The organism is Furfurilactobacillus rossiae (assembly GCF_013394005.1).
GTDB classification, from domain to species: Bacteria; Bacillota; Bacilli; order Lactobacillales; family Lactobacillaceae; genus Furfurilactobacillus; species Furfurilactobacillus rossiae.
Window position 1 is genome coordinate 1,068,640 of sequence record NZ_CP040586.1, and the last position, 22,906, is coordinate 1,091,545.

A 22,906-nucleotide genomic window follows, 5' to 3' on the forward strand; every position below is an offset into this window, starting at 1 on the left:
CACCGCGTTTTTGAGTTTTTTAACAAGTTAAATTGTTTATCGCTAAACTCATAACCGCAGTTCGTATGAACTGTTAGGTTAAGTTATAAAGGGCGCACGGTGGATGCCTTGGCACTAGGAGCCGATGAAGGACGGGACTAACACCGATATGCTTCGGGGAGCTGTAAGTAAGCTTTGATCCGGAGATTTCCGAATGGGGAAACCCAATCAGTTTAACCGCTGATTATCACTAGGGGAATACATACTCTAGTTGAAGGTAGACGTTGTGAACTGAAACATCTAAGTAGCAACAGGAGCAGAAAGAAAAATCGATTCCCTAAGTAGCGGCGAGCGAACGGGGAACAGCCCAAACCAAGCTGCTTGCAGTTTGGGGTTGTAGGACTGAACATTTGAGTTACCAAAGACCTTGATAGTTGAAGACGTTGGGAAACGTCGCCATAGGGTGTGAGAGCCACGTAGACGAAATCAAAGTCCCTCAGTTCAGGATCCTGAGTACGGCGGAGCACGTGAAATTCCGTCGGAATTTGCGGGGACCATCCCGTAAGGCTAAATACTCCCTAGTGACCGATAGTGGACCAGTACCGTGAGGGAAAGGTGAAAAGCACCCCGGAAGGGGAGTGAAATAGTTCCTGAAACCGTGTGCCTACAAGTAGTTAGAGCCCGTTAATGGGTGATAGCGTGCCTTTTGTAGAATGAACCGGCGAGTTACGTTAACATGCAAGGTTAAGGTGGAAAGACCGGAGCCGTAGCGAAAGCGAGTCTGAAATGGGCGACTAAGTATGTTGAAGTAAACCCGAAACCAGGTGACCTACCCATGTGCAGGCTGAAAGTGCGGTAATACGCACCGGAGGGCCGAACCCGTGTCTGTTGAAAAAGGCTGGGATGACGTGTGGGTAGCGGTGAAATTCCAAACGAACTTGGAGATAGCTGGTTCTCTCCGAAATAGCTTTAGGGCTAGCCTCGGATGAATCATCATGGAGGTAGAGCACTGTTTGAACTAGGGGCCCGTCATGGGTTACTGAATTCAGATAAACTCCGAATGCCATTGATGTGTTATCCGGGAGTCAGACGATGAGTGATAAGATCCACCGTCGAAAGGGGAACAGCCCAGATCACCAGTTAAGGTCCCTAAATATATGCTAAGTGGAAAAGGATGTGGAGTTGCACAGACAACTAGGATGTTGGCTCAGAAGCAGCCACCATTTAAAGAGTGCGTAATAGCTCACTAGTCGAGTGATTCTGCGCCGAAAATGTACCGGGGCTAAGCATATTACCGAAACTGTGGGTGCCACGTAAGTGGCGCGATAGGAGAGCGTTCTATGGGCGGTGAAGCCAGATCGTAAGGACTGGTGGAGCGCATAGAAGTGAGAATGCCGGTATGAGTAGCGAAAGATCAGTGAGAATCTGATCCACCGAATGACTAAGGTTTCCTGGGGAAGGCTCGTCCACCCAGGGTTAGTCGGGACCTAAGGCGAGGCCGAAAGGCGTAGTCGATGGAAAACAGGTTGAGATTCCTGTACTAGTTAAACTTGTTTGAACAATGGAGGGACGCAGAAGGCTAAACGATCCGGACGATTGGAAATGTCCGGTCAAGCAGTGAGGTGTGAGATGAGTTAAATGCTTGTTTCTTTAACATTGAGCTGTGACAAGGACCGAAATTTAAGTAGGGAAGTCGTTGATGTCACGCTGCCGAGAAAAGCTTCTAGTTAGAGTTTAATTACCCGTACCGCAGACCGACACAGGTAGTCGAGGAGAGTATCCTCAGGTGAGCGAGTGAACTCTCGTTAAGGAACTCGGCAAAATGACCCCGTAACTTCGGAATAAGGGGTGCTGCACGCAAGTGTAGCCGCAGTGAAAAGGCCCAGGCGACTGTTTATCAAAAACACAGGTTTCTGCAAAATCGTAAGATGACGTATAGGGGCTGACGCCTGCCCAGTGCTGGAAGGTTAAAAGGATGGGTTAGCGTAAGCGAAGCTCAGAATTGAAGCCCCAGTGAACGGCGGCCGTAACTATAACGGTCCTAAGGTAGCGAAATTCCTTGTCGGGTAAGTTCCGACCCGCATGAAAGGCGTAACGATCTGGGCACTGTCTCAACGAGAGACTCGGTGAAATTATATTACCCGTGAAGATGCGGGTTACCCGCGACAGGACGGAAAGACCCCATGGAGCTTTACTGTAGCTTGATATTGGGTGTCTGTATAACTTGTACAGGATAGGTAGGAGCCGTAGAGCTCGGGACGCTAGTCTCGAAGGAGGCAACCGTGGGATACTACCCTTGTTATACGGCCACTCTAACCCGCGCCACTTAGCGTGGCGGGAGACAGTGTCAGGTAGGCAGTTTGACTGGGGCGGTCGCCTCCTAAAAGGTAACGGAGGCGCCCAAAGGTTCCCTCAAAATGGTTGGAAATCATTTGTAGAGTGTAAAGGCACAAGGGAGCTTGACTGTGAGACAGACAGGTCGAGCAGGGACGAAAGTCGGGCTTAGTGATCCGGTGGTACCGTATGGAAGGGCCATCGCTCAACGGATAAAAGCTACCCTGGGGATAACAGGCTCATCTCCCCCAAGAGTCCACATCGACGGGGAGGTTTGGCACCTCGATGTCGGCTCATCGCATCCTGGGGCTGTAGTCGGTCCCAAGGGTTGGGCTGTTCGCCCATTAAAGCGGTACGCGAGCTGGGTTCAGAACGTCGTGAGACAGTTCGGTCCCTATCCGTCGCGGGCGCAGGAAATTTGAGAGGAGCTGTCCTTAGTACGAGAGGACCGGGATGGACATACCGCTGGTGTACCAGTTGTGCCGCCAGGCGCATCGCTGGGTAGCTATGTATGGATGAGATAAACGCTGAAAGCATCTAAGTGTGAAACTCGCCTCGAGATGAGATTTCCCATTCCTATATGGAAGTAAGACCCCTCAGAGATGATGAGGTAGATAGGCTAGAAGTGGAAGTGTGGCGACACATGGAGCGGACTAGTACTAATCGGTCGAGGACTTAACCACGAAGTGGTGGTCCGGTTAAAGAAAAGAAGATCATGATTCAGTTTTGAGTGGATAACGCTCAGAGTGTGGTGATGATGGCACGAAGGATACACCCGTTCCCATACCGAACACGGAAGTTAAGCTTCGTCGCGCCAAGAGTAGTTGGGGGATCGCTCCCTGCGAGGGTAGGTCGTCGCCATGCATATTATTCCGGCATAGCTCAGTTGGTAGAGCACCTGACTGTTAATCAGGTTGTCGACGGTTCGAGCCCGCCTGCCGGAGTTTAAAATTAAAAATGGAGAGTTGTCCGAGTTGGCCGAAGGAGCATCACTGGAAATGATGTAAGCGGGTAACAACCTGCTTCAAGGGTTCGAATCCCTTACTCTCCGTTTTATATGACCCCTTGGTCAAGTGGTTTAAGACACCGCCCTTTCACGGCGGTAACATGGGTTCGAATCCCGTAGGGGTCAATTTTTAATATTTTGGAAGATTAGCTCAGTTGGGAGAGCGTCTGCCTTACAAGCAGAGGGTCACAGGTTCGAGCCCTGTATCTTCCATTTAATGATGGTCCCATGGTCCAGTTGGTTAGGACGCCTGCCTGTCACGCAGGAGATCACGAGTTCGAGTCTCGTTGGGACCGTTGTTTATTGTAAATTTTTAAATACCAAATTTGGTATGGCTCGGTAGCTCAGTCGGTAGAGCAATGGATTGAAGCTCCATGTGTCGGCGGTTCGATTCCGTCCCGCGCCATTTCAGAGTATGGCGGAATAGCGAAGTGGCTAAACGCAGCGGTCTGTAAAACCGCCCCGAAAGGTTCGTTGGTTCGAATCCAACTTCCGCCATTATAGGGATATAGTTTAACGGTAGAACGTCGGTCTCCAAAACCGCCGGTGCGGGTTCGATTCCTGCTATCCCTGCTTATTTAAATATTATGGCGGTATTGGTGAAGTGGTTAACACACTGGTTTGTGGATCCAGCACGCGTGAGTTCGATTCTCACATACCGCCCTTTTTATTGGGATATAGCCAAGTGGTAAGGCAACGGACTTTGACTCCGTCATGCGCTGGTTCGAATCCAGCTATCCCAACTTTGGATTTGCTCCATTATGGTGGTATAGCCAAGTGGTAAGGCAGAGGTCTGCAAAACCTTCATCACCGGTTCAAATCCGGTTACCACCTTTCACGTCGAAGGGCGTGTAACAGAACTTCATAGCTTGCCGCTGTGGCGGAATTGGCAGACGCGCTGGACTCAAAATCCAGTTCCCTTTACCGGGAGTGTGGGTTCGACCCCCACCGGCGGCATACATGACTCCTTTAAGGAGTTTTTTTGTGCCTTTGAAATACCAATGTATCGACATTTAAATTTTTGGTATCTATTTTTCACTTTGTTTGAACATAGGGGTAAAAGGAAAACTTGGGAAAACAGACAGATATGGACGTGTTTGTGAAATGAACTAGGTCAACAAGAATATTAATGACGTGTATATGTCACTGTTTTTTGATTTATTACGGGATTGATAAGCATGCATTAATATTCGAAATGAGTCTACTTATTTACGCATCATTTCTATATAATTTAATTAACGGGATGAAGGGGAATAGGTACATGAAAAATTTCAGGAAATTGATTAGCATGCTAGTTTTAACTGTAGCCTCGACTATGTTTTTTTTCGGTAGCACCACATTGAAAGCTAGTGCAGATAGTTGGTGGTCATATCCAACAGGCTGGTCTTTATGGTCTGACTCAAAAAGTCAGTGGGACACTGGTTGGCAATATAAAAATGGTGCGTGGTACTATCTTAGTGATAAAGGTATCATGCAAACAGGGTGGCAATATATTAATGCGCGTTGGTACTATCTTGATAATTCCGGGGCTATGGTGATCGGTTGGCAGTATATCAATAGCCGGTGGTATTATCTAAATGCTTCTGGAGCGATGCTGGTTGATTGGCAATATATTAATGGCGCTTGGTATTATTTTGCAGGTGATGGTAGCATGCAAACAGGATGGTTATCATTTGCAGGTAGTCGTTTATATCGTCTGGATGGGCAAGGCAAAATGCAGACTGGTTGGCAATATATTCAGTCATACCCTTCTGGCGAATACAGGTGGTATTTCTTTGGAAGCGACGGTAACGTCCCTACTGGGTGGTTCTTTGATGGTAATTCGTGGTATTGCTACGATGGTAGTTCTCCGATGACTGGTTGGCGCTTTATTGACGGATACTGGTATTATCTAGAACCATCTACGGGAAGAATGCAAACGGGGTGGATAAATATAGACAATCAACGATATTATTTAGGCAGTTCAGGCCGTGCAAATACCGACTCAGTAATGATTAATGGCAAATGGTGTCGTTATCCATCTGATAGCTGGCCAAGTTAAGTTTTATAATTGATTAACGGTTGATCGTGTGAAGTGTTGAGACGGTTAAGTCTAAAATTATTATGAATTAAGTGCTAAAAATAGTGCCGACAATTCGAATTTCCGAGTTCGAATTGTCGGCACTATTTGGTGAAAAACGTGAAATTTCCCCAAAAAGTACATTAAATGGCTTAAAAACATTTTTCAGTTTACCAAATGAGTCTCCTCATCATTTTTTAATATAAAATCGAGAGATGTTGCCATTGCTTTTTAAATTAATGTTCCTTATTTGAACATTGTTAATAACAAGTGGGCATGATAAAATCAATATTGAAATTAAATTAATGGTTCAATCATTTTATCAGGAGAAGATAATGAAATCTAAGTTACGCAACAGTGTTCTGTTGAGTGTTAGTACGCTAACGATACTGTTAAGTTTGTCGATAAATCAGGCTCAGGCCCAAACGGCGAACGATGGTTCAAGTGTATCGATCAGTGTCGCAACCAACAGTGCTAGTTCTGTTAAACATGACACTTCGCAGAATATACCATCAGGAGATACATCAGTAGCTGTTAGTGATGCAAAGACTAGTGACATATCTAAAACAACTGACGTAGAAAAAGCTAGCTCTACCAACGCAGATTCCAGTGAGGTTACATCTGGCTCAGCAAAAGATGTAGCTAGTCAGGAAAGTTTACAGTCGGCTAGTCCATTAGGAATTTCAAAGATAAATAGCGGTGTTCAGAGCTCAACGACGTCTGACAAAGGGAGTTCCGTATCGTCAAATGTCGGCAGTAGTCAGAACAAAAATAGTTTAGAAAGTGAACAAAATTCACAAAGTAGTGCAGTTGATTCCACAAAAGAGGGCACAAACACATCCACAGCAAAGTCAAATACTAGCTTTGAGACGGATAGTGATAGTGCCAATGCTACCAGCATTGCAGCTACTTCAACGTCCAATTCGCAGGATTCTAACGCTGAAAGTGTTAATAGCACGCAGAATACTGCGGAAAGTTTGTCCAGCAATGCATCTTCAGATTCATCATCTGAGACTATCAAAGTTGCGGCATCAGTTAATCTTGGACAAGAAGAAATCGTTATGCCTGTCGCGAGTCATAACGATGGTTGGTCTTCAAATAATGGTAAATGGAATTACTATTTAAATAACAATCTTCAAACAGGTTGGCAAAAGATTAACGACACCTGGTATTACTTTGACCAAAATGGTCAATTGGTGAACCAGTGGTTTAAAGACAACAATCAGTATTATTACATGACTGATTGGGGTATGTTACATACCGGCTGGAGTAAACTGGATAATTGGTATTACTTCAACTGGGGCGGAGACATGAAGACCGGTTGGTTAAATGATTCATCTAATTGGTACTACCTTGGCAATTGGGGCATGTATAACTCCGGTTGGTCATGGCAAAATGCTTGGTATTACTTCCAAAATTGGGGTGGTATGGCAACTGGTTGGTTGCACGATAACGGCAGTCTTTACTATTTGACCAATTATGGTGCTGTGACGAATGGTTGGGCTAAAGACGGCAGTTGGTATTATTTTTATCCAAGTGGCGCAATGGCAACTGGCTGGGTGAACGACAATAACACATGGTATTGGGTTGACTATTGGGCTGGTATGTCGAATTACCAGTGGTCATGGATCAACGGCGCGTATTATTACTTCAACTGGGGTGGCGCAATGGCAACTGGTTGGAATAAAGATAATACGAACACGTGGTATTTCTTAGATAGTAACGGTGTTTGGAACCCATCACCATGGATCAACGTACCATTTATTGATCAAATGGCTTGGGGTGCACCAGAAGGCTGTGAAGGAGCTTCTTTACTTGAGGCTCTTCATGGCAAAGGCTTATTGACCGGAACTAATTTACCTCAATTCCTGAAATCAATGCCATATTCTTCTAATGGCGATCCGAATAACGGTTTTGAAGGTACACCATACGCTTACCGATATGATGTTGAAACTATTTATCCAAAGGCGTTGACACCTTGGGCGCAACAGTATACGAATGCGGAAAATATTAGTGGTCAATCTGCGGCATATCTGCGGGAAGAACTTAGAGCAGGTCGTCCAGTTGTTATGTGGACGACTCAGCATTTCGTTGCTCCACAATGGAAGCATTACTGGTGGGGCTGGACACCATTTAACTTACACGTTGTTTGCGTGAATGGTTACAGTAACGGAAGCTACCATGTGGCAGATCCCTGGTTAGGAAATTTCTGGGTTGATGGCGGTACTTTTGAAAGTATTTGGAATGCAATTGACTTAGGTGTAGCTATAGGATAATGGGATACCTCAATAAGGCTATGGAATAAGAAGAGAGCTGAACTCCTTGAGTTAAGTGATTTAAACTCAGGAGTTCAGCTCTTTTTTGTAATTATTGTGGATAAGTTAATATTTTATTCATACAAATGTGCTTCTTGGATTAAAGTTAATTGAATTACATTTAATGAACAAATTTAGCATAAGGCGCATTGCAATGGAATTATATAGTAGACTCGTTTACTAGAAGTACTGACTGGATAAGGAGAACTTGCGATTATGAAATTCACGAATTCAACTAAACATAGGAAAATCAAAAAAATAATTTGGACTACTGTAACAATTACTACATTTATGATAAGCATTTCAATAACACATGATACTGTGTTTGCAGACGAAGGCTCTGCTAGTGCATCTACAACGGCAGTTATTCAACAAGAGAACAATTCTACCAGTGAGAGTTCTAAAAATGCCGGTGCGAGTTTTGATAATCAGGGTACAGGGTCTTCGTTCTCTTTTGAATCAAAGCAGGATAAACTATCTAACACTGCAACGTCTATCAGCTCGGCACCAGATAGTGGAAATTCAATGGCGTCGCAGGCATCGAATAGCAACTTGAGTGATGATAAGAATGCTAGACAAGTTACCCAGCAGAGTGAAAATTCCAATAACTCGACAAATGAATCTCAAACTCAGTTAAGTCAGTTGAATCACGATTCTCAGAAGGCAAAAAACACAAATGTAGACTCAAGTGAAGTCATGAGCGCAAATCAAGAGGTCATAGCTGAGTCTAACAGTGCTAAGCAGGTTTCCAGTTCTACTAATTCAAACAGTTATGAACCTACATCAGAATCGAAAACCTTCTCTGCCAGTTCTGCCTCATGGCAATCTAGTAAATCTGAAATCGTATCTCAGTCTCAGGATAGTCACCTCGACCAATCAAGTGCGCCAACGCAATTAGTATCTGTTGCAAAATCCGTGAATGTTGCTGCAAGTTCCGTTACTGAAAACTCAGTAAATAACTATATTTTGAATAGTGGTTTAACTCCCGCAGCCGTTACGAGCGATGTTTGGGGATTCCCGACGCCATCTTATGATAATGGATGGGGTGGCGTCCAAGGGGTAGTAATTCACGAAACTGCTAACCCTAGTTCGACTATCTGGGGTGAGATAAACTTTGAACGGCAAAATTATGAAAGTGCCTTTGTTCACACTTTTGTCGACGCTAATAATATCGTTAATATTGCTGATACAAACTATGCGGCCTGGGGTGCTGCGTACCCAGCAAATGGTAAGTTCGTGCAATTTGAGCAATGTGAAGTTTTCGACCAGGTCAGTTGGGCTCATGAATTGTTGAATGCAGCATATTACACTGCCCTGATGTTAAAACAATATCACTTAGCTCCTTCGCTTGGACAAGCTGATGGATCTGGGACTGTATGGACTCATGCAATGGTCAGTTCCTATCTTGGGGGAACGAATCATACGGATCCAGATGATTATTGGACAACAAATGCCAAAAACTTATTCGGAACAACGTATTCAATTAATGATTTCTTTGAACTAGTTATGTATGAATATAACAATTTTAAATCCACTTGGATTGGTAGTGGCTCAACATTAGCTTATATTCCTGAAAATGGACCAAGTGATCAATGGATTTGGAACAATGCATGGTACCATTCAACAAATGTTGGCACTATAAATGATGGTTGGTTTGCTAATAATTATCAATGGTATTACGCTAACGCAAAAGGACAAATGCAAACTGGTTGGCAGTACATCAATAATGTTTGGTATGATCTTTCAAATTCAGGTGCTATGCAAACAAATTGGCAAAAAGTGGATGGCTTTTGGTATTGGTTAGGTTCAAATGGTGCCATGCAAACTGGTTGGTTAAAAGATAGTAATGCGTGGTACTACACCAACACTTCTGGTCAAATGCAAGTTGGTTGGCAGCATGTTAATAATTCGTGGTATTATTTAAATCCATCCAATGGTGGTGCCATGAGCTCTTGGTGGTTGTATTTAGGTTGGCAGTGGTACTTCTTGGGTTCAGATGGAGCTGCAAAGTCAGGATGGTCTAACGATGGTAATGGCTGGTACTATTTTAGTCAGTATAATCAGATGCAAACAAATTGGGTATACGATGGCAACAGTTGGTATTATCTAAACCCTAACAATGGCGGACGGATGGCAACTGGCTGGCTCTATAGGAACGGGTGGTACCTGTTAAATAATTCAGGTGCAATGCAAACAGATTGGCAGTATGTCAATGGTGCTTGGTACTATATGAATCAAGATGGCCTTATGGACACTGGCTGGAAGTATGTGCGCGGAAATTGGTATTATTTAAGTGCCTCAGGTAATATGCAGGTTGGTTGGCAATACATTAACGGCAGCTGGTTCTTCCTAAATAATTCTGGTGCAATGGCAACTGGTTGGGTGTGGATCAATGGCAACTGGTATTATTTCGACCAGAATGGATATATGCTAACTTCTGGAGAAATAGATGGTTGGCATTTTACAGGCTCTGGATCAGCGTATAAAGCCTAAATACTTAAGGTAGACTAAAAAGGTCTACCTTTTTTATATAAAAATGTTCCATTTTGGCAAAATGCAAAAATGCGCATTGTTGATACAATTAGTGCATGTTAGAATTCAATTGTATGATTTAATTAATTGTGCGTTATATATCGGGGAGGGATTATTTTGAAACCAAAAATACGTACCAGTGTTTTACTTTGCACTGGTGCTTTGGCCGTATTGCTAAATGTTTCAGTTGTTAAGGGGTATGCAAGCGACCAGGCCAGTTCTTCAAGCGTTCAAAGCAGTGTTCTTGTAACGTCTCAGAGTCAACAATCAGTGACGCCAAGCAACACAAGTGCGATTTCTAGCTCGTCCGCTCATTCATCAGATGAGTCAGTAAGTGCTGTAAGTGATACTAGCAATAAACAGTCTTTGAATTCTGAAGCAAAAAATCAGAGCACGAGCGTAATTGCCAATTCAAATTCGGTAACTACACAGACGAATAGTGACAGCTATGAAAATTCTTCAAAAGAAAATGTTCAAGCTAGCTCTCAGCAAAGCAACAAACAATTAAGTTCAGTTGTCCCTGCTGGCCCATCACAGAAGGAGAATGCATCTAGTTCTCAAGTTGCATCAAGTAATAGTAGCAATGAAAAGAAAATAAATGATACACAGACACCAAAGTCATCTGTTGAAAGTGGTAATGCTGGGAGTATTAATTCCACTAGTTCCGAATCTAAAGTGGCCAGTTCAGAATCTGCCAGTTCTGATGACCAGCAAAAGTCAGAATCACACAATTCTGATTCATTAGATTCAAAAAAGGCTGATTCTTCAACCGATTTATCCGATTCAAATAAAGAAAAATCACAAGATAATAAAGTTGCGGCATCAGTTAATCTTGGACAAGAAGAAATTGTTATGCCTGTCGCGAGTCATAACGATGGTTGGTCTTCAAACAATGGAAAATGGAATTATTATTTAAATAACAATCTTCAAACAGGTTGGCAAAAGATTAACGACACCTGGTATTATTTTGATCAAAATGGTCAATTAGCTAATCAGTGGTTTAAAGACAACAATCAGTATTATTACATGACCGATTGGGGTATGTTACATACCGGCTGGAGTAAGCTCGACAATTGGTATTACTTCAACTGGGGCGGAGACATGAAGACCGGTTGGTTAAATGATTCATCCAATTGGTACTACCTTGGCAATTGGGGCATGTATAACTCCGGTTGGTCATGGCAAAACGCTTGGTACTACTTCCAAAAGTGGGGTGGTATGGCAACTGGTTGGTTGCATGACGGTAATAATGTTTATTATTTAACTGATTATGGGGCCGCAACTAACGGTTGGGCTAAAGATGGTAATTGGTATTACTTTGATCCAAGTGGTGCGATGAAAACCGGTTGGGTGAACGACAATAATAGTTGGTATTGGGTAGACTACTGGAATGGTATGTCGAACTACCAATGGTCAAAGATTAATGGTTCATATTATTATTTCAACTGGGGCGGTGCAATGGCAACTGGTTGGAATAAAGTTGGTAATTGGTATCACATGGCACAAAGTGGCGCAATGGACAGTGGCTGGCTTCAAGATAACGGTAACTGGTATTGGCTTGATTATTGGGCTGGTATGTCAAATTATCAGTGGTCATGGATTAATGGCGCATACTATTACTTCAACTGGGGTGGTGCAATGGCCACTGGTTGGACAAAGGATAATTCCAATGCTTGGTATTATTTAGATAGTAATGGTGTTTGGAATCCCTCACCGTGGATTAATGTGCCATTTATAGACCAAGTGGCCTGGGGGGCTCCCGAAGGTTGTGAAGGTGCTTCTTTGCTGGAGGCACTCCATGGCAAAGGGTTATTGACGAATACTAATTTATCGCAATTTTTGAAGACGATGCCATATTCCTCGAATGGTGATCCCAACAATGGTTTTGCAGGAAATCCATATGTTTACGACGCAAACGGTGTTGATACTATTTATCCTAAGGCGGTTACTTCATGGGCACAACGTTATACAAACGCAGAAAACATTAGCGGACAATCTTCAACATACCTGCAGGAAGAACTTAGAGCTGGACGTCCAGTAATTATGTGGATGACACATTACTTTGCAGCCCCACAATGGACTCATTACTGGTGGGGATATACGCCGCTTAACTTACATGTAGTATGTGTAAACGGATATAGTAATGGTAGTTATCACATTGTTGATCCTTGGTTAAATAGTTATTGGGTTAGTGGCAGTTCGTTTGATTATATTTGGAACACTTTGAACCTAGGTGTGGCGGTTGGTTAGCTGATTGCCATTAAGTTTCCCTTTTGTTTTATTAATAAATGTCATATTCTTAGAATGGTTTTTAAATTCACAAAGTTTGGAGAGCGTAGACATGAAGTTTCAAAAGAAATTAGTTAAGGTTATCGCTTTGATGGCGGCTTCAGTTGCACTTGGCATGGGAGTTTCCACTGTTAAAGCTAATGCTGATAGCTGGTGGAGCTATCCATCCGGCTGGTATTTATGGAATGATTATGATGAGTCCTGGGATACCGGTTGGCAAGATGTCAATGGTTCAGAGTATTATCTAGATGAAAATTCTGGTGTGATGCGAACTGGTTGGCAATATATTACAGGCTCCTGGTATTACTTTGATAATAGCGGTGCCGCTGCTAATGGTTGGCGTTACATTAACAACAATTGGTACTACTTTACTAACGACGGCTATATGGAGACTGGCACTCAGACTATTAATGGTACACACTATAAGTTTAGTAATAGTGGCGCAATGATCACTGGTTGGCAATATGAGGGCGGTGATTGGCAATACTATAATGGTAGTGGTGCTCGACAAAATAGTTGGTATGCCGTGAACGGCAAATGGTATTACTCTGATAGTTTCGGAGATATGCAAACTGGTACCGTTGACTGGAAAACATACAAGTATTACATGTGGGGTGACGGCTCCATGGCAACCGGCTGGATTTGGGACGGTTACCGCTGGCGCTATGCTAATGGTGATGGTACATTAGCAGATGGTTGGCAATGGATTAATGGTGCTTGGTACTATTTTGATTACAACGAAATGGTAACGGGTAATCAATATATTAATGGTCAATACAGTCATTTTGATACGCATCAGGGTAACTGGTTAGGCTATGGCTATAGTGATAATTACTAATTCTGAGAATATTAAATAGTTTCTGAGTGCATAAAAATCAAAATGTTATGGCAGTTACTTCCGAGCGGAGGTAGCTGCCATTTGTGTTCACGTTGTAAAATATTACGTTTTTTAATATGTTAAAGATGCAGCAATCAGAAGATGAGTAATTGAGATTAACCTTAAGGTTTTGTGCGTAGTCAGGCACAAAAATAGGCTTACTGCTGACTATCAGTTACACTAGGTCTTACAGTGATAGCTAAAGCACATCATCTGAAACTGTAAAAACGAATATTTTGCAATTTTATTGATGTAATTGAGCTTTCTTGTATACCTTTTAGTATTGAGCAGATATAATAGATTAGGAGAGGGGGATGCTAATATTGCAAACTAAAATTTTTAAAAGTATTGCGTCATCATTGATACTGGCAGGATCATTTTCGCTGATGTTAAGTGGATCTGCGATTGCCAACGCAGATGACAGTGTCGTCATTAACACTAACAACGGCACCCCCGGCAACAATACGACACAATCCTTTACTTACAAACCGGGACAATCTGAGAATTGTAACGCGACTGTTCCAGCGAAAAACATTGATTTAAACAAATCATATGTAACAACATCTTATATGGATTCAGCTGGTAATAGAGTTTTGAGTAGCAAAACAGCCCTGTCCACTTTGGGTGTAAGCAATTTTGCAAGTTATTTGCAGCAATTTGGTCAAACGCATATTGCCGGAGCTTCCAGTGCGGTAACAGAGTTTTGGTTGGTCAGCCACACACCATCCACGTCGGTGACGATTGATTATTATAAAGGTGATCAGCCACAACCATTTCATTCAGAGCAAGTATCAGGCAACTATTTAGATGTAATCAAAATACCTACAATAAAAGCTCCAGTGGGCTATCAACTAGATGATGGGCAAGCCACTAGTTACAAGATTTCGCACCAAGATAATAGTCAAAACATTGTAAAAATCGTTTATAACAAACCGTCACAACAGTCTGTTAATATTGATTCGAGCATTTCTGACAGTAGTGATTCTGTGACCAGTAATACTTCGTCAACAACTAGTGATAATAGTTCCAAAAGTAATGTAATAACGAGCACGAACTCTACTAGTTCAAGTACAGGCACATCTGAAATATCGAGCAGTGTAAATGGTTCCCAATCGTCGTCAACTTCCAATATTAGTTCGGATAATCAAGAAGTGAGTTTAGTTATCGGGAACTCGTCAAAGGTGTATTCCAGTAATTCTGTGGTTGCATCCTCTTCAAGTGATGAAGGGAACTCTTCGAAAAACTTAAGTTCAAATACAAGTAAGTCTGAGGCAGATGTCAGCTCAACGAGCAGTGCTTCAACGTCCAAAGATAGTTCAACAAACGTTGATTCACCAAAGTTAGCTTCTTCGATTTCACAAACGCAGTCACAAGTATTTAAGCAGGTGGCATCTGGCAATAAAGAATCGAAGAGTTCAGTTCAAAAAGCATTGGCTAGTTCCTTAAAAACGTCAAATCAAAATGGGAACAACGAGAGTGGAAATGTTTCTTCTAAAATTCTAAACGGTATTTTTAGTTCAGAGAGTTTAATTGCCGGTGGATTGCTAGCAGGTTTTCTCGTTTATCGAAAATTTAGATAGATTTCACATTTAATTATTTCTGATTAACAGGTTAGAAAGGTGGACTCCAGTGAATGGGGTTCATTTTTTTTATTCATTTTTAAGCTTAGTCCTATAAAAATTCTGGGTATGTATGACAATTCAATACGTTTGATGAAGTGTTGCGGTTTTTGCGTATTGACAAATGAATATTAAAATGACATTTTTAATGTGATTTACAAACCTTTCAGGGGGGGTATAAAGATCATGCATAAATTGGTAAGGCAAGGGCTGATTACACTTATTGTTGGCGCAGGGCTGATTACTGGAGTCGGAATTAACAATGCACATGCTGATTCCTGGTGGGGGTACTCGTCGGGATGGTATCTGTGGTCTGATTCTGGTAACTACTGGAAATCTGGCTGGCAATGGGTCAACAATAATTGGTATTATCTGAATAGCTATGGGACGATGCAAACCGGTTGGCAAGATATTAATGGATCGTGGTATTATTTCGATGGATCAGGTAGTATGCTGACTGGATGGCAATGGATTAACGGGGCGTGGTATTATTTTGATGGTTCTGGCCATATGCAAACGGGCTGGCAGTGGATTAATGGTAAGTGGTACTATTTCCAAGGCTCAGGTGCAATGCAAACTGGTTGGCTCCAAACTAATACTTGGTATTACTTAAATGCTGACGGCTCGTTACGTACAGGTTGGGTGTTGAGCTACGGCAAATGGTATTACATGGATAATTCCGGTGCGATGGCATATGGCTGGCGTTATCTTGATAACAGTTGGTATCTGTTAAGTCATTACACAGGAGTAATGCAAACTGGTGTCTCAACTGATAGTAACGGTCGCGATTATTATTTTGACAATTCAGGAAAAATGGTCGATGGAAATTTCCAAGATGCATTTGCTGGACAATTGACACAATGGTTTAATCAGATTAATCAGTTGCGTCAATCACAACGAACGCCCGTAGGAAGTTCAGACAATCGCGATAACGGTAACGTTTTACCGGCTCTTCGACGAACTACTGAAATGGATCAATGGGCACAGGCGCGAGCAAATGAGCTAGCAAGCTCAAATCAAGGCCTAAGTCATAGTGATAATTTATATGGTGCGCCATCCTGGGCTAAAACGAATGCAGCGGGATTATTTAATAGTCCGAACTACGATTACGGTACCATAGTGAATGGACCCGAATGCTTGGCTTCATGGTGGGGCGGTACAGAGAATCCAGTTGACATGTGGACAGCTGAACAGTCATATGGTGGTGGCCACTATTTAACCGAAGTGAGCCCATACGCTAATGTAGGTGGAATTGGTATTTCGATGTCATCGAATGGGACTTTCTATGCTGTTTTTGAAATTGGCTATCAGCAGTAGAATAATTTTCGAAGCTTGTGTACTAGTGTTTAGTAAAAAAATCTTGAATAGCAAGAATTTGATTTGAAATTAGGAAAAAGTTTATGGCAGTGCTTTTTTGAAAAAAGTTTTGAACTGCTCATAACAACCATATTGAAGGAAATATACTGCTGGTCTATAACATGCTCAGGAGCAGTATATAAATAATTTCATGATAATTTAATTAAAACGGTCTGGTTCCGAGTATCTAATTGTATTCGAACTCAGGCCGTTTAGTGTATTCTTAATCGATTGGTATTGCGGCATTTAATCGAGTGCTACTAAATAATTGGTTTGAATAATTTTGAATAAAAGTGATAAAAATCAAAATAAGTTGCTATAATCTCTTGTTTTTATGGCTCTGAAAACATTACCATCTAGTATAGAGGGTAAATGTAATTACTAAATACTTTTTAAAGCGAGGATTCTATTTTGATTATGAACTTTAAAGAATTAGATCGGGACTCTTATTACGCTTTTGAACAACAGCATCCACAAGGCAGTTACACGCAAACACCAGAACAAAAAGAGGTGCTGAGTCGACGTAACATTGACGCGACATATGTTGGGGTAACCAACGAACACGGGCAGGTGATTGCGGCGGCCTTATTGACGTCTGAAAAATTGCGGATGGGTTATTTGTTTGAAGTCAATGGCGGACCGATGATGGATTATGGCAATGCAGCGCTGGTCAAAGTAATGACAGACGGGATGGTCAGTTATGCCAAGCAACATCATGGTTTAGTATTGCGTTGGCTGCCAAACGTGATCAGTCGTGAATTTGATGACGATGGCAAGGTTATTGCTACACCTAATCAGGATGCCATTGCAAACTTAACGGCGGCGGGCTTTAGTCACTCAGCCGTTAAACCCGGTTATTCCACGATCGAACTGGGTTATCAGTTTGTTAAAAAGATGACTGGAATCACGGCGGATAATGTGGTGGCCAGTTATCAGAAAGACGCCCAGTATGCGTTGAAGAAAACGAAACAATTTGGCATTAAATTGCGTCAGTTGGATTATGATGAGCTGCCACAATTTAAACAATATACCGAGGCCACAGCGAAACGGTTGAACTTTAATGATAAAACATTGGACTATTATCAGGCGACCTATAAAGCATATGGCGACAAAGTTCAGTTTATCGTGGCTGAACTGAACTTCGACACGTATATTGCTAATCAGCAGAAACAAGCCGACAAGTTACGAGAACGGGTTGACGGCTTGGATGCTAAATTAAAGGACAAGCCAAATAACAAGCATATCAAGAGCCAGCGGCGTGAACTGAGTGACCAAATTAGTCAGCATGAAAAGCGGATTAAAGAGGCTGAAGGCTTTAAACGTGAGGATGGTCAGTCGACCATTTTATCTGGAGGGATGTTCTTTATCCAGCCGCAGGAAATTGCCTACATGTTCAGTTTCACGAATGAAGAATTTAAGAACTTCTACGCACCTTACATGGTCCAGAATCATATGATTCATGTTGCAATTGAAAATCATGTACCGTTATATAATTTCTACGGTGTGTCTGGCATGTTTGACGGATCCGATGGTGTGCTTGGGTTCAAACAGTCATTTACTGGTGTGACACAGGAGATGCTGGGTGCGTTCACCAAACCGGTCAAGCCGTTCCAATATCGATTATACGAATGGCTGAAGAAAGTCACAGGTAGGGAATAAAGATTAAAAAAGGATTTAACACAATTTGTCGTTGTGTTGCGATAATCCCTTCATGATTGACAGATGAAATATCATAATTCATCTATCAATCATGGAGGGATTTTTCTATGCCTAGATCAAGACATACAACACGACAAAAACTGGCAATCATTATGGAGTATCAGCAACAAGAAATTTCTTTAAGCACCTTCGCCAAGATGAAGCGAATTACCCCCAAGACACTGAAACGTTGGATTGGACTTTTCCAACGATATGGACCTGCAGGATTACAAGCAGTGCGAAACAATGCCCACTATTCTCAAACGTTTAAACTAAGGGTCGTTCAAGCATACTTGGCAGGCGAAGGTACACTTGAAACGCTTAGCATAAAATTTGGTTTACGTGGAACACGACAACTTGAAGAATGGATTTCAAAGTATAATGGAGACAAATTAACGGCTTCGCCGTCTAGAAAGCAGGTCCCCATCATGAGTCGAAAAACAACTTTCGAAGAACGCATTGAAATTGTCGAATACGTTGTTAAGGGTGAACATAGTTACACTGAGACAGCTAATCATTTTCAAGTTTCATATCAACAAGCTCGCTCATGGGTCTTGAAGGCCAAAAATGGTGGTTATGAGGCACTAGTGGATAACCGTGGTCACCGCAAACCAGAGCACGAACTAACTGATTTAGATAAGGCCAACCTCCGCATTCGCCAGTTAGAATCGCGGCTCAAAGATCAGGAGTTATATAAAGCATTCGCAAAAAAATTACAGGAACTTCAGCGCAAGGGGTGAATCAACAACACCGACTGGCCTACCACGCAATCAAGGAAGTCAGTCAAGGACAGCACGGAGCCATCACAAAGTTATTAGGCCTTATTGGGATCAGCCGTCAGGCCTATCATAAAGGTTTGAATCGTTCAGAGACTGCTTGGGAGCAGCGAGACCGAGCACTTAAGGAACGAACACAGTATTGGTTCGATTTTCATCACCAAGGTATCGGAGCTGGAAATCTCTTGATCAATCTCCAACATGATAAATTGATTGACTTCCCAGTTACGATAAAAATGGTTCGTCGTGTGATGCGTGAACTCGGACTGAAATGTCAAATTCGGGTTAAGAAACATCATCGACGTAAAGAAAGTGAGCAGTATATCTTAGACAACGTGCTCAACCAGGACTTTGACGTGGAGGTGCCCAATGAGGTCTGGCTGTCTGATTCAACAGAGTTAACGTACGGCGTAAACGGCCAGTACAAGATGCGCTTAAGTGGCGTCATGGACCTCTATGGACGCCGATTGTTGTCTTACAATCTTAGCGTTACTGAGACTGCGGCAGCGGAGATTCAAGTTTTTCACCGTGCGTTTGAGGCATCTGGCGATGTTCATCCACTGGTGCATACGGATCGTGGCCCAGCGTACACAGCCGGAGCATTTAATAACTTTTTAAGTCGTCATCATGTCCCGAGAAGCATGTCTCGTCCAGGAACACCATATGATAACGCCCCAATGGAACGCTGGTGGAATGAGTTCAAACTTCGCTGGATGGATCGTCATCCGCTGGCAAAGACCTACCAAGAGCTCGTGGAGTTGGTTGAAGACGGCATCGAATACTTCAATCATCATAATCGTTCGGCACAAAGAAACGGCCTCACTCCAGATGAATACTGGAATGAAGCCGTTTAGAGACAAACAAAAGTTTATATTATTTCATCTGTCAACTTGACAGGGCCTAGTGCATGTTAAATCCTTTTTTATCGCATTAAGATTAATAGTCCAGTCAAGATCAGCAGAATAAGGACAAACGCACCATCGCGCCCATGAAATTGCTGAATTCGAAACTTGGTTCGGTTGGCTGTTCCAGAGTAACCACGGGCTTCCATCGCGGTGCCCAACTCGTCCGCTCGGCGAAAACTGGTTACTAATTGGGGAATTAACAGGGGGATGAGCGCCTGCATTTGTTGAAAGACGTTGCCCTCGCCAAATTCGACGCCACGTGAACGTTGCGCGGCCATTAATTGACTGGTTTCATCCATGAGGTTGGGCACAAACCTGAGTGCCAAAGCAAGCATTAGTGCCACTTCGTCTACTGGAAAATGAAACCAGCGCAAGGGGCGCAACAATGATGCTACGGCATCTGCCAGTGCTAATGGGGCAGTGGTCAGCGTCAGCAGTGTTGAGACAAACACAATAAAGACGAAACGAAGGAACACGTAAAGCCCATTTTGAAGTCCAGTTTGTGAAATGATCAGCCAGCCCCATTGCCAATAAACAGTGCCGCCATGAGTAAATAGTAGCTGCATGGCGACTGTAAAGATGATGAGCCATAACATTGGCCTCAGACCGCCGAGAAAGAAGCGCAGGCTAAGTCGGGCGCACAATACACCAATCAGAACAAAACCGTATAGCAATAAATTTGTTTGCCAATTGTCGGCCAGAAAGATGATTAAGATCAGATATAACGTTGTTAATAGTTTGACTCGTGGATCTAGTCGATGAATGATGCTGGTTCCGGGAATGAAACGACCTAACAGAAGGGCGTTACTCATGTATCGTGCGCCTCCCTTCATCAGAAAGTAACAATTCTGCTAGGATTGACGATTTAACAATGAACTGGTGAGCTGTGACAAGACGGCGCGAACGGGCATGTCCGGTAATTTCTCAATAGCAGTTAATGCAGTGTCGGTGTAATCTTTGGCGAGCTCTTGTGCCTTAACAACACCACCGTGGTCACGAACGAGTTGATCAACTGCTTTAGCATCATCGTCCGTCATTTTTAGCCGTTTGCTAAGGTACGGTGCAAAGGCCTCGGGCGCCTCACGCAAGGCGAGAATCAGGGGTGCTGAGTAAACACCTTGGCGCATGTCTTCCTGGACAGGTTTGCCAAACTGACTGCTGCTGGCAGTGTAATCGAGTATGTCGTCCAACAACTGGAAAGCAACTCCAATATTGAGACCAATCGTTTGAGCATTGCGAGCAAAGCGTAGACTGTTGCCAGATTCATACGCACCGAGAAAGGTACTGAGCGCGAATAACTGGCCTGTCTTGCCGGAAACTTGGTTCATGTATTGGTCGATGGTGATAGCCATGTTATATCGCGTGGACATCTGTGCTAACTCACCATTTAAAATAGCTTCCATATGTTTGCCATCCTGTTGCACACTGCGCAGATCACTGGCATAACCGGCCAGCAGTTTGAAACAGACAGTAAAAAGGTAGTCACCCGCATAGACGGCGGTATCTTTACCAAACGTTGCTTGAATAGATGGTAGCCCACGACGCATGTCAGATTCATCAATGATATCGTCGTGAATTAACGTTGCAGTGTGTAAGGTTTCGACAGCAGCGGCCAATGCAATCATCTTGTGACGATCCGTTTGCTTAAATTGTGAAAATAAGAGGCAGTACGCCGGCCGTAACATTTTACCGCCGGCGTTAATCATGTCTAAAATAGCGTCTCTTACCGGGACGTTATTGGTGGTAATGTTCTGATCAATTAAAGTTAGCACCTGTTCAAGTTCCGTTTGGAGAGCAGGGTACTCACGCCACATTGGGTGAATTTTCATGATTGGTTCCTCTCTGGTGAGTGTTGATGGTCGTACCGAAGTCGACTCAGTGTGTCGACGTGTTCAAATAAAAAGTTTGCGGTAATACCAATCGCAATTCCGGCAAGAATGCCGATAACCGCTAGAATTGGTAGGTAGAGCATGACAGTCCAGCTTTGTGCGACTAAGCTGGCAACAGCTAGTTGACCAACATTAAATAAAATTCCGCCACTGGCCGAAATGCCAATCATGCTGACCCGTTTCTCACCGAGCTGTTTGATTAACAGCATGCCCAGCCAGGATAGGAGGGCACCAGCTGCACTATACATAAAGGTGGCCACGGTACCACCAAGCAAGGTCGTCAGTAACAAACGCATACTCATGAGCAAAAAGCTGTCGCCAACAGGCATTGTGAATAATGAAACCAGGGTAATGATGTTTGAAAGGCCTAATTTTGCGCCTGGTGCGAATGCAAACGGAAACGGGATCATTCGTTCAAGTAAACCGATAATCACGCCCTGAGCGCATAAGAGGGCAATGTAGATGTACTGTCGTGTTCTTGATGACTGAACATTCATGGTTTAACAAGTCCTCCCGTAGAGTTGCTGTGTGTGGCACCGTTTGAACTCTTCACTTCTACCAATACTTTGTGCGGTAGACAAACGATGGTTTGACCTGGCTTGCTGATGGCCGAGTGGTGAACACAAATTTGATCGGGACAGTTGGCATCACTGATTTGAATACGATTGTCAGTAACCAACGTGTCGTTATAGGCACCGTGACCCATTGTGAAATGATAACGTGTTTTACCTTGATGCCCAGTTAACCGAATCCGTTTAAGTACGTGACCATTGTGGGAAACCACAGCGGTATACACTTCATGACTTTTGGCCGTTGTTTGAGCGGCTGCCTGGTGATGTTGGCTAGTGGTGAAGACCATCAGGGGGATGAAAGATCCGATAATCAGTAGAGTCACGATGATGATGTCAAACGGTCGGATCATTTTTAAATACCGTTTGACTGTGGGAGAAAGCTTCACGTAATCACACTTTCTTTCATTATAAAAACCGTTACATATTTACCTATAGAGTTGGACGCCTGCCGTTACTTCGGTCAGAGATGCCGTTCCATGGGACCGGTTTGAGCCCCAACACCGGTCTCAAAGCTCGTCCAGCACCACTGAGTAGCCCAAAGCGCTACTTAGTGGTGCTCTCACGGAACTCTATCTCTGACCGAATCCACTCCGTTGGTGCATATCAATTAATCAGTAACATCAAAATATCAATGCGAAGACAAGACCAGCGGTACTAAAGGATAGTGAGTTATTCTTCATAACACGCGCTCTCAAGTCCG

14 protein-coding genes, 12 tRNA genes and 2 rRNA genes are annotated in these 22,906 nt (G+C 43.1%); 24 read left to right on the plus strand and 4 right to left on the minus strand.

Annotation, left to right across the window (positions count from 1 at the left end):
- Positions 1-76 precede the first annotated feature (76 nt).
- The 24 genes from LROSL1_RS04970 to LROSL1_RS05085 all read left to right on the plus strand — a co-directional run bounded on the left by LROSL1_RS04970 (position 77) and on the right by LROSL1_RS05085 (position 19,694).
- A 23S ribosomal RNA gene (locus LROSL1_RS04970) occupies positions 77-2,996 on the plus strand.
- A 64-nt stretch (positions 2,997-3,060) separates the two neighbouring features.
- Positions 3,061-3,177, plus strand: a 5S ribosomal RNA gene (gene rrf, locus LROSL1_RS04975).
- Positions 3,178-3,184: 7 nt separating this feature from the next.
- Positions 3,185-3,257, plus strand: a tRNA-Asn gene (locus tag LROSL1_RS04980).
- Positions 3,258-3,272: 15 nt separating this feature from the next.
- Positions 3,273-3,364: transfer RNA gene (locus tag LROSL1_RS04985), tRNA-Ser, on the plus strand.
- A gap of 8 nt (positions 3,365-3,372) precedes the next feature.
- A tRNA-Glu gene (locus LROSL1_RS04990) sits at positions 3,373-3,445 on the plus strand.
- Positions 3,446-3,459: 14 nt separating this feature from the next.
- Positions 3,460-3,532, plus strand: a tRNA-Val gene (locus tag LROSL1_RS04995).
- 9 nt (positions 3,533-3,541) lie between these two features.
- Positions 3,542-3,615, plus strand: a tRNA-Asp gene (locus LROSL1_RS05000).
- A 37-nt stretch (positions 3,616-3,652) separates the two neighbouring features.
- Positions 3,653-3,725, plus strand: a tRNA-Phe gene (locus LROSL1_RS05005).
- Positions 3,726-3,736: 11 nt separating this feature from the next.
- Positions 3,737-3,817 (plus strand) — tRNA-Tyr (locus tag LROSL1_RS05010).
- Between the two features lie 4 nt (positions 3,818-3,821).
- Positions 3,822-3,892: transfer RNA gene (locus LROSL1_RS05015), tRNA-Trp, on the plus strand.
- A 17-nt stretch (positions 3,893-3,909) separates the two neighbouring features.
- Positions 3,910-3,982, plus strand: a tRNA-His gene (locus LROSL1_RS05020).
- An 8-nt stretch (positions 3,983-3,990) separates the two neighbouring features.
- A tRNA-Gln gene (locus tag LROSL1_RS05025) sits at positions 3,991-4,062 on the plus strand.
- A 20-nt stretch (positions 4,063-4,082) separates the two neighbouring features.
- Positions 4,083-4,153, plus strand: a tRNA-Cys gene (locus LROSL1_RS05030).
- Between the two features lie 37 nt (positions 4,154-4,190).
- A tRNA-Leu gene (locus tag LROSL1_RS05035) sits at positions 4,191-4,276 on the plus strand.
- Between the two features lie 304 nt (positions 4,277-4,580).
- Positions 4,581-5,360 carry an N-acetylmuramoyl-L-alanine amidase family protein gene (locus LROSL1_RS05040; RefSeq protein ID WP_178913930.1) on the plus strand — a complete coding sequence of 260 codons (780 nt, stop codon included), beginning with the start codon at positions 4,581-4,583 and terminating at the stop codon, positions 5,358-5,360.
- Between the two features lie 353 nt (positions 5,361-5,713).
- Positions 5,714-7,654, plus strand: coding sequence for a hypothetical protein (locus LROSL1_RS05045; protein WP_178913931.1), 1,941 nt, complete (start codon positions 5,714-5,716; stop codon positions 7,652-7,654).
- 255 nt (positions 7,655-7,909) lie between these two features.
- Entirely contained in the window at positions 7,910-10,186 is a 2,277-nt protein-coding gene (locus LROSL1_RS05050) for an N-acetylmuramoyl-L-alanine amidase (protein WP_178913932.1), read from the plus strand.
- A 156-nt stretch (positions 10,187-10,342) separates the two neighbouring features.
- Positions 10,343-12,475, plus strand: a complete 2,133-nt coding sequence (locus LROSL1_RS05055; RefSeq protein ID WP_178913933.1) for a C39 family peptidase — start codon at positions 10,343-10,345, stop codon at positions 12,473-12,475.
- 91 nt (positions 12,476-12,566) lie between these two features.
- Entirely contained in the window at positions 12,567-13,352 is a 786-nt protein-coding gene (locus LROSL1_RS05060) for an N-acetylmuramoyl-L-alanine amidase family protein (RefSeq protein WP_178913934.1), read from the plus strand.
- 362 nt (positions 13,353-13,714) lie between these two features.
- The gene (locus tag LROSL1_RS05065) at positions 13,715-14,971 is read left to right on the plus strand and encodes a hypothetical protein (protein WP_178913935.1); all 1,257 of its coding nucleotides are present in this window, start codon (positions 13,715-13,717) and stop codon (positions 14,969-14,971) included.
- A 225-nt stretch (positions 14,972-15,196) separates the two neighbouring features.
- Positions 15,197-16,327 (plus strand): N-acetylmuramoyl-L-alanine amidase family protein, encoded by a 1,131-nt coding sequence (locus LROSL1_RS05070; protein ID WP_178913936.1) that lies wholly within the window; start codon positions 15,197-15,199, stop codon positions 16,325-16,327.
- 456 nt (positions 16,328-16,783) lie between these two features.
- Positions 16,784-18,025, plus strand: coding sequence for an aminoacyltransferase (locus tag LROSL1_RS05075; RefSeq protein ID WP_178913937.1), 1,242 nt, complete (start codon positions 16,784-16,786; stop codon positions 18,023-18,025).
- Between the two features lie 107 nt (positions 18,026-18,132).
- Complete coding sequence (locus tag LROSL1_RS05080) at positions 18,133-18,804, plus strand: helix-turn-helix domain-containing protein (RefSeq protein ID WP_178913461.1); 672 nt, start codon at positions 18,133-18,135, stop codon at positions 18,802-18,804.
- Entirely contained in the window at positions 18,801-19,694 is an 894-nt protein-coding gene (locus LROSL1_RS05085; protein ID WP_178913460.1) for an IS3 family transposase, read from the plus strand. Before LROSL1_RS05080 ends, LROSL1_RS05085 begins: the two co-directional genes overlap by 4 nt.
- A gap of 68 nt (positions 19,695-19,762) precedes the next feature.
- Here LROSL1_RS05085 and LROSL1_RS05090 read toward each other — a convergent pair whose 3' ends face one another.
- From LROSL1_RS05090 to LROSL1_RS05105, 4 genes are read right to left on the minus strand one after another with little or no spacing between them, the layout of a single operon-like run.
- The gene (locus LROSL1_RS05090; RefSeq protein WP_178913938.1) at positions 19,763-20,557 is read right to left on the minus strand and encodes an energy-coupling factor transporter transmembrane component T family protein; all 795 of its coding nucleotides are present in this window, start codon (positions 20,555-20,557) and stop codon (positions 19,763-19,765) included.
- Positions 20,558-20,596: 39 nt separating this feature from the next.
- Complete coding sequence (locus LROSL1_RS05095) at positions 20,597-21,574, minus strand: polyprenyl synthetase family protein (protein WP_178913939.1); 978 nt, start codon at positions 21,572-21,574, stop codon at positions 20,597-20,599.
- On the minus strand, positions 21,571-22,131 hold the full coding sequence (locus tag LROSL1_RS05100; RefSeq protein WP_017261604.1) for a Gx transporter family protein: 561 nt from the start codon (positions 22,129-22,131) through the stop codon (positions 21,571-21,573). Before LROSL1_RS05100 ends, LROSL1_RS05095 begins: the two co-directional genes overlap by 4 nt.
- Positions 22,128-22,592, minus strand: a complete 465-nt coding sequence (locus tag LROSL1_RS05105; RefSeq protein ID WP_017261605.1) for a NusG domain II-containing protein — start codon at positions 22,590-22,592, stop codon at positions 22,128-22,130. Before LROSL1_RS05105 ends, LROSL1_RS05100 begins: the two co-directional genes overlap by 4 nt.
- Positions 22,593-22,906: the final 314 nt, after the last annotated feature.

What these genes read in the sequence shown, in the direction of transcription:
- LROSL1_RS05070 (WP_178913936.1), top strand. Translation starts at nt 15,197, where the DNA reads ATGCATAAATTGGTAAGGCAAGGGCTGATTACACTTATTGTTGGCGCA.
- LROSL1_RS05090 (WP_178913938.1), bottom strand. Translation starts at nt 20,557, where the DNA reads ATGAGTAACGCCCTTCTGTTAGGTCGTTTCATTCCCGGAACCAGCATC.
- LROSL1_RS05100 (WP_017261604.1), bottom strand. Translation starts at nt 22,131, where the DNA reads ATGAATGTTCAGTCATCAAGAACACGACAGTACATCTACATTGCCCTC.
- LROSL1_RS05080 (WP_178913461.1), top strand. Translation starts at nt 18,133, where the DNA reads ATGCCTAGATCAAGACATACAACACGACAAAAACTGGCAATCATTATG.
- LROSL1_RS05075 (WP_178913937.1), top strand. Translation starts at nt 16,784, where the DNA reads ATGAACTTTAAAGAATTAGATCGGGACTCTTATTACGCTTTTGAACAA.
- LROSL1_RS05045 (WP_178913931.1), top strand. Translation starts at nt 5,714, where the DNA reads ATGAAATCTAAGTTACGCAACAGTGTTCTGTTGAGTGTTAGTACGCTA.
- LROSL1_RS05095 (WP_178913939.1), bottom strand. Translation starts at nt 21,574, where the DNA reads ATGAAAATTCACCCAATGTGGCGTGAGTACCCTGCTCTCCAAACGGAA.
- LROSL1_RS05050 (WP_178913932.1), top strand. Translation starts at nt 7,910, where the DNA reads ATGAAATTCACGAATTCAACTAAACATAGGAAAATCAAAAAAATAATT.
- LROSL1_RS05040 (WP_178913930.1), top strand. Translation starts at nt 4,581, where the DNA reads ATGAAAAATTTCAGGAAATTGATTAGCATGCTAGTTTTAACTGTAGCC.
- LROSL1_RS05060 (WP_178913934.1), top strand. Translation starts at nt 12,567, where the DNA reads ATGAAGTTTCAAAAGAAATTAGTTAAGGTTATCGCTTTGATGGCGGCT.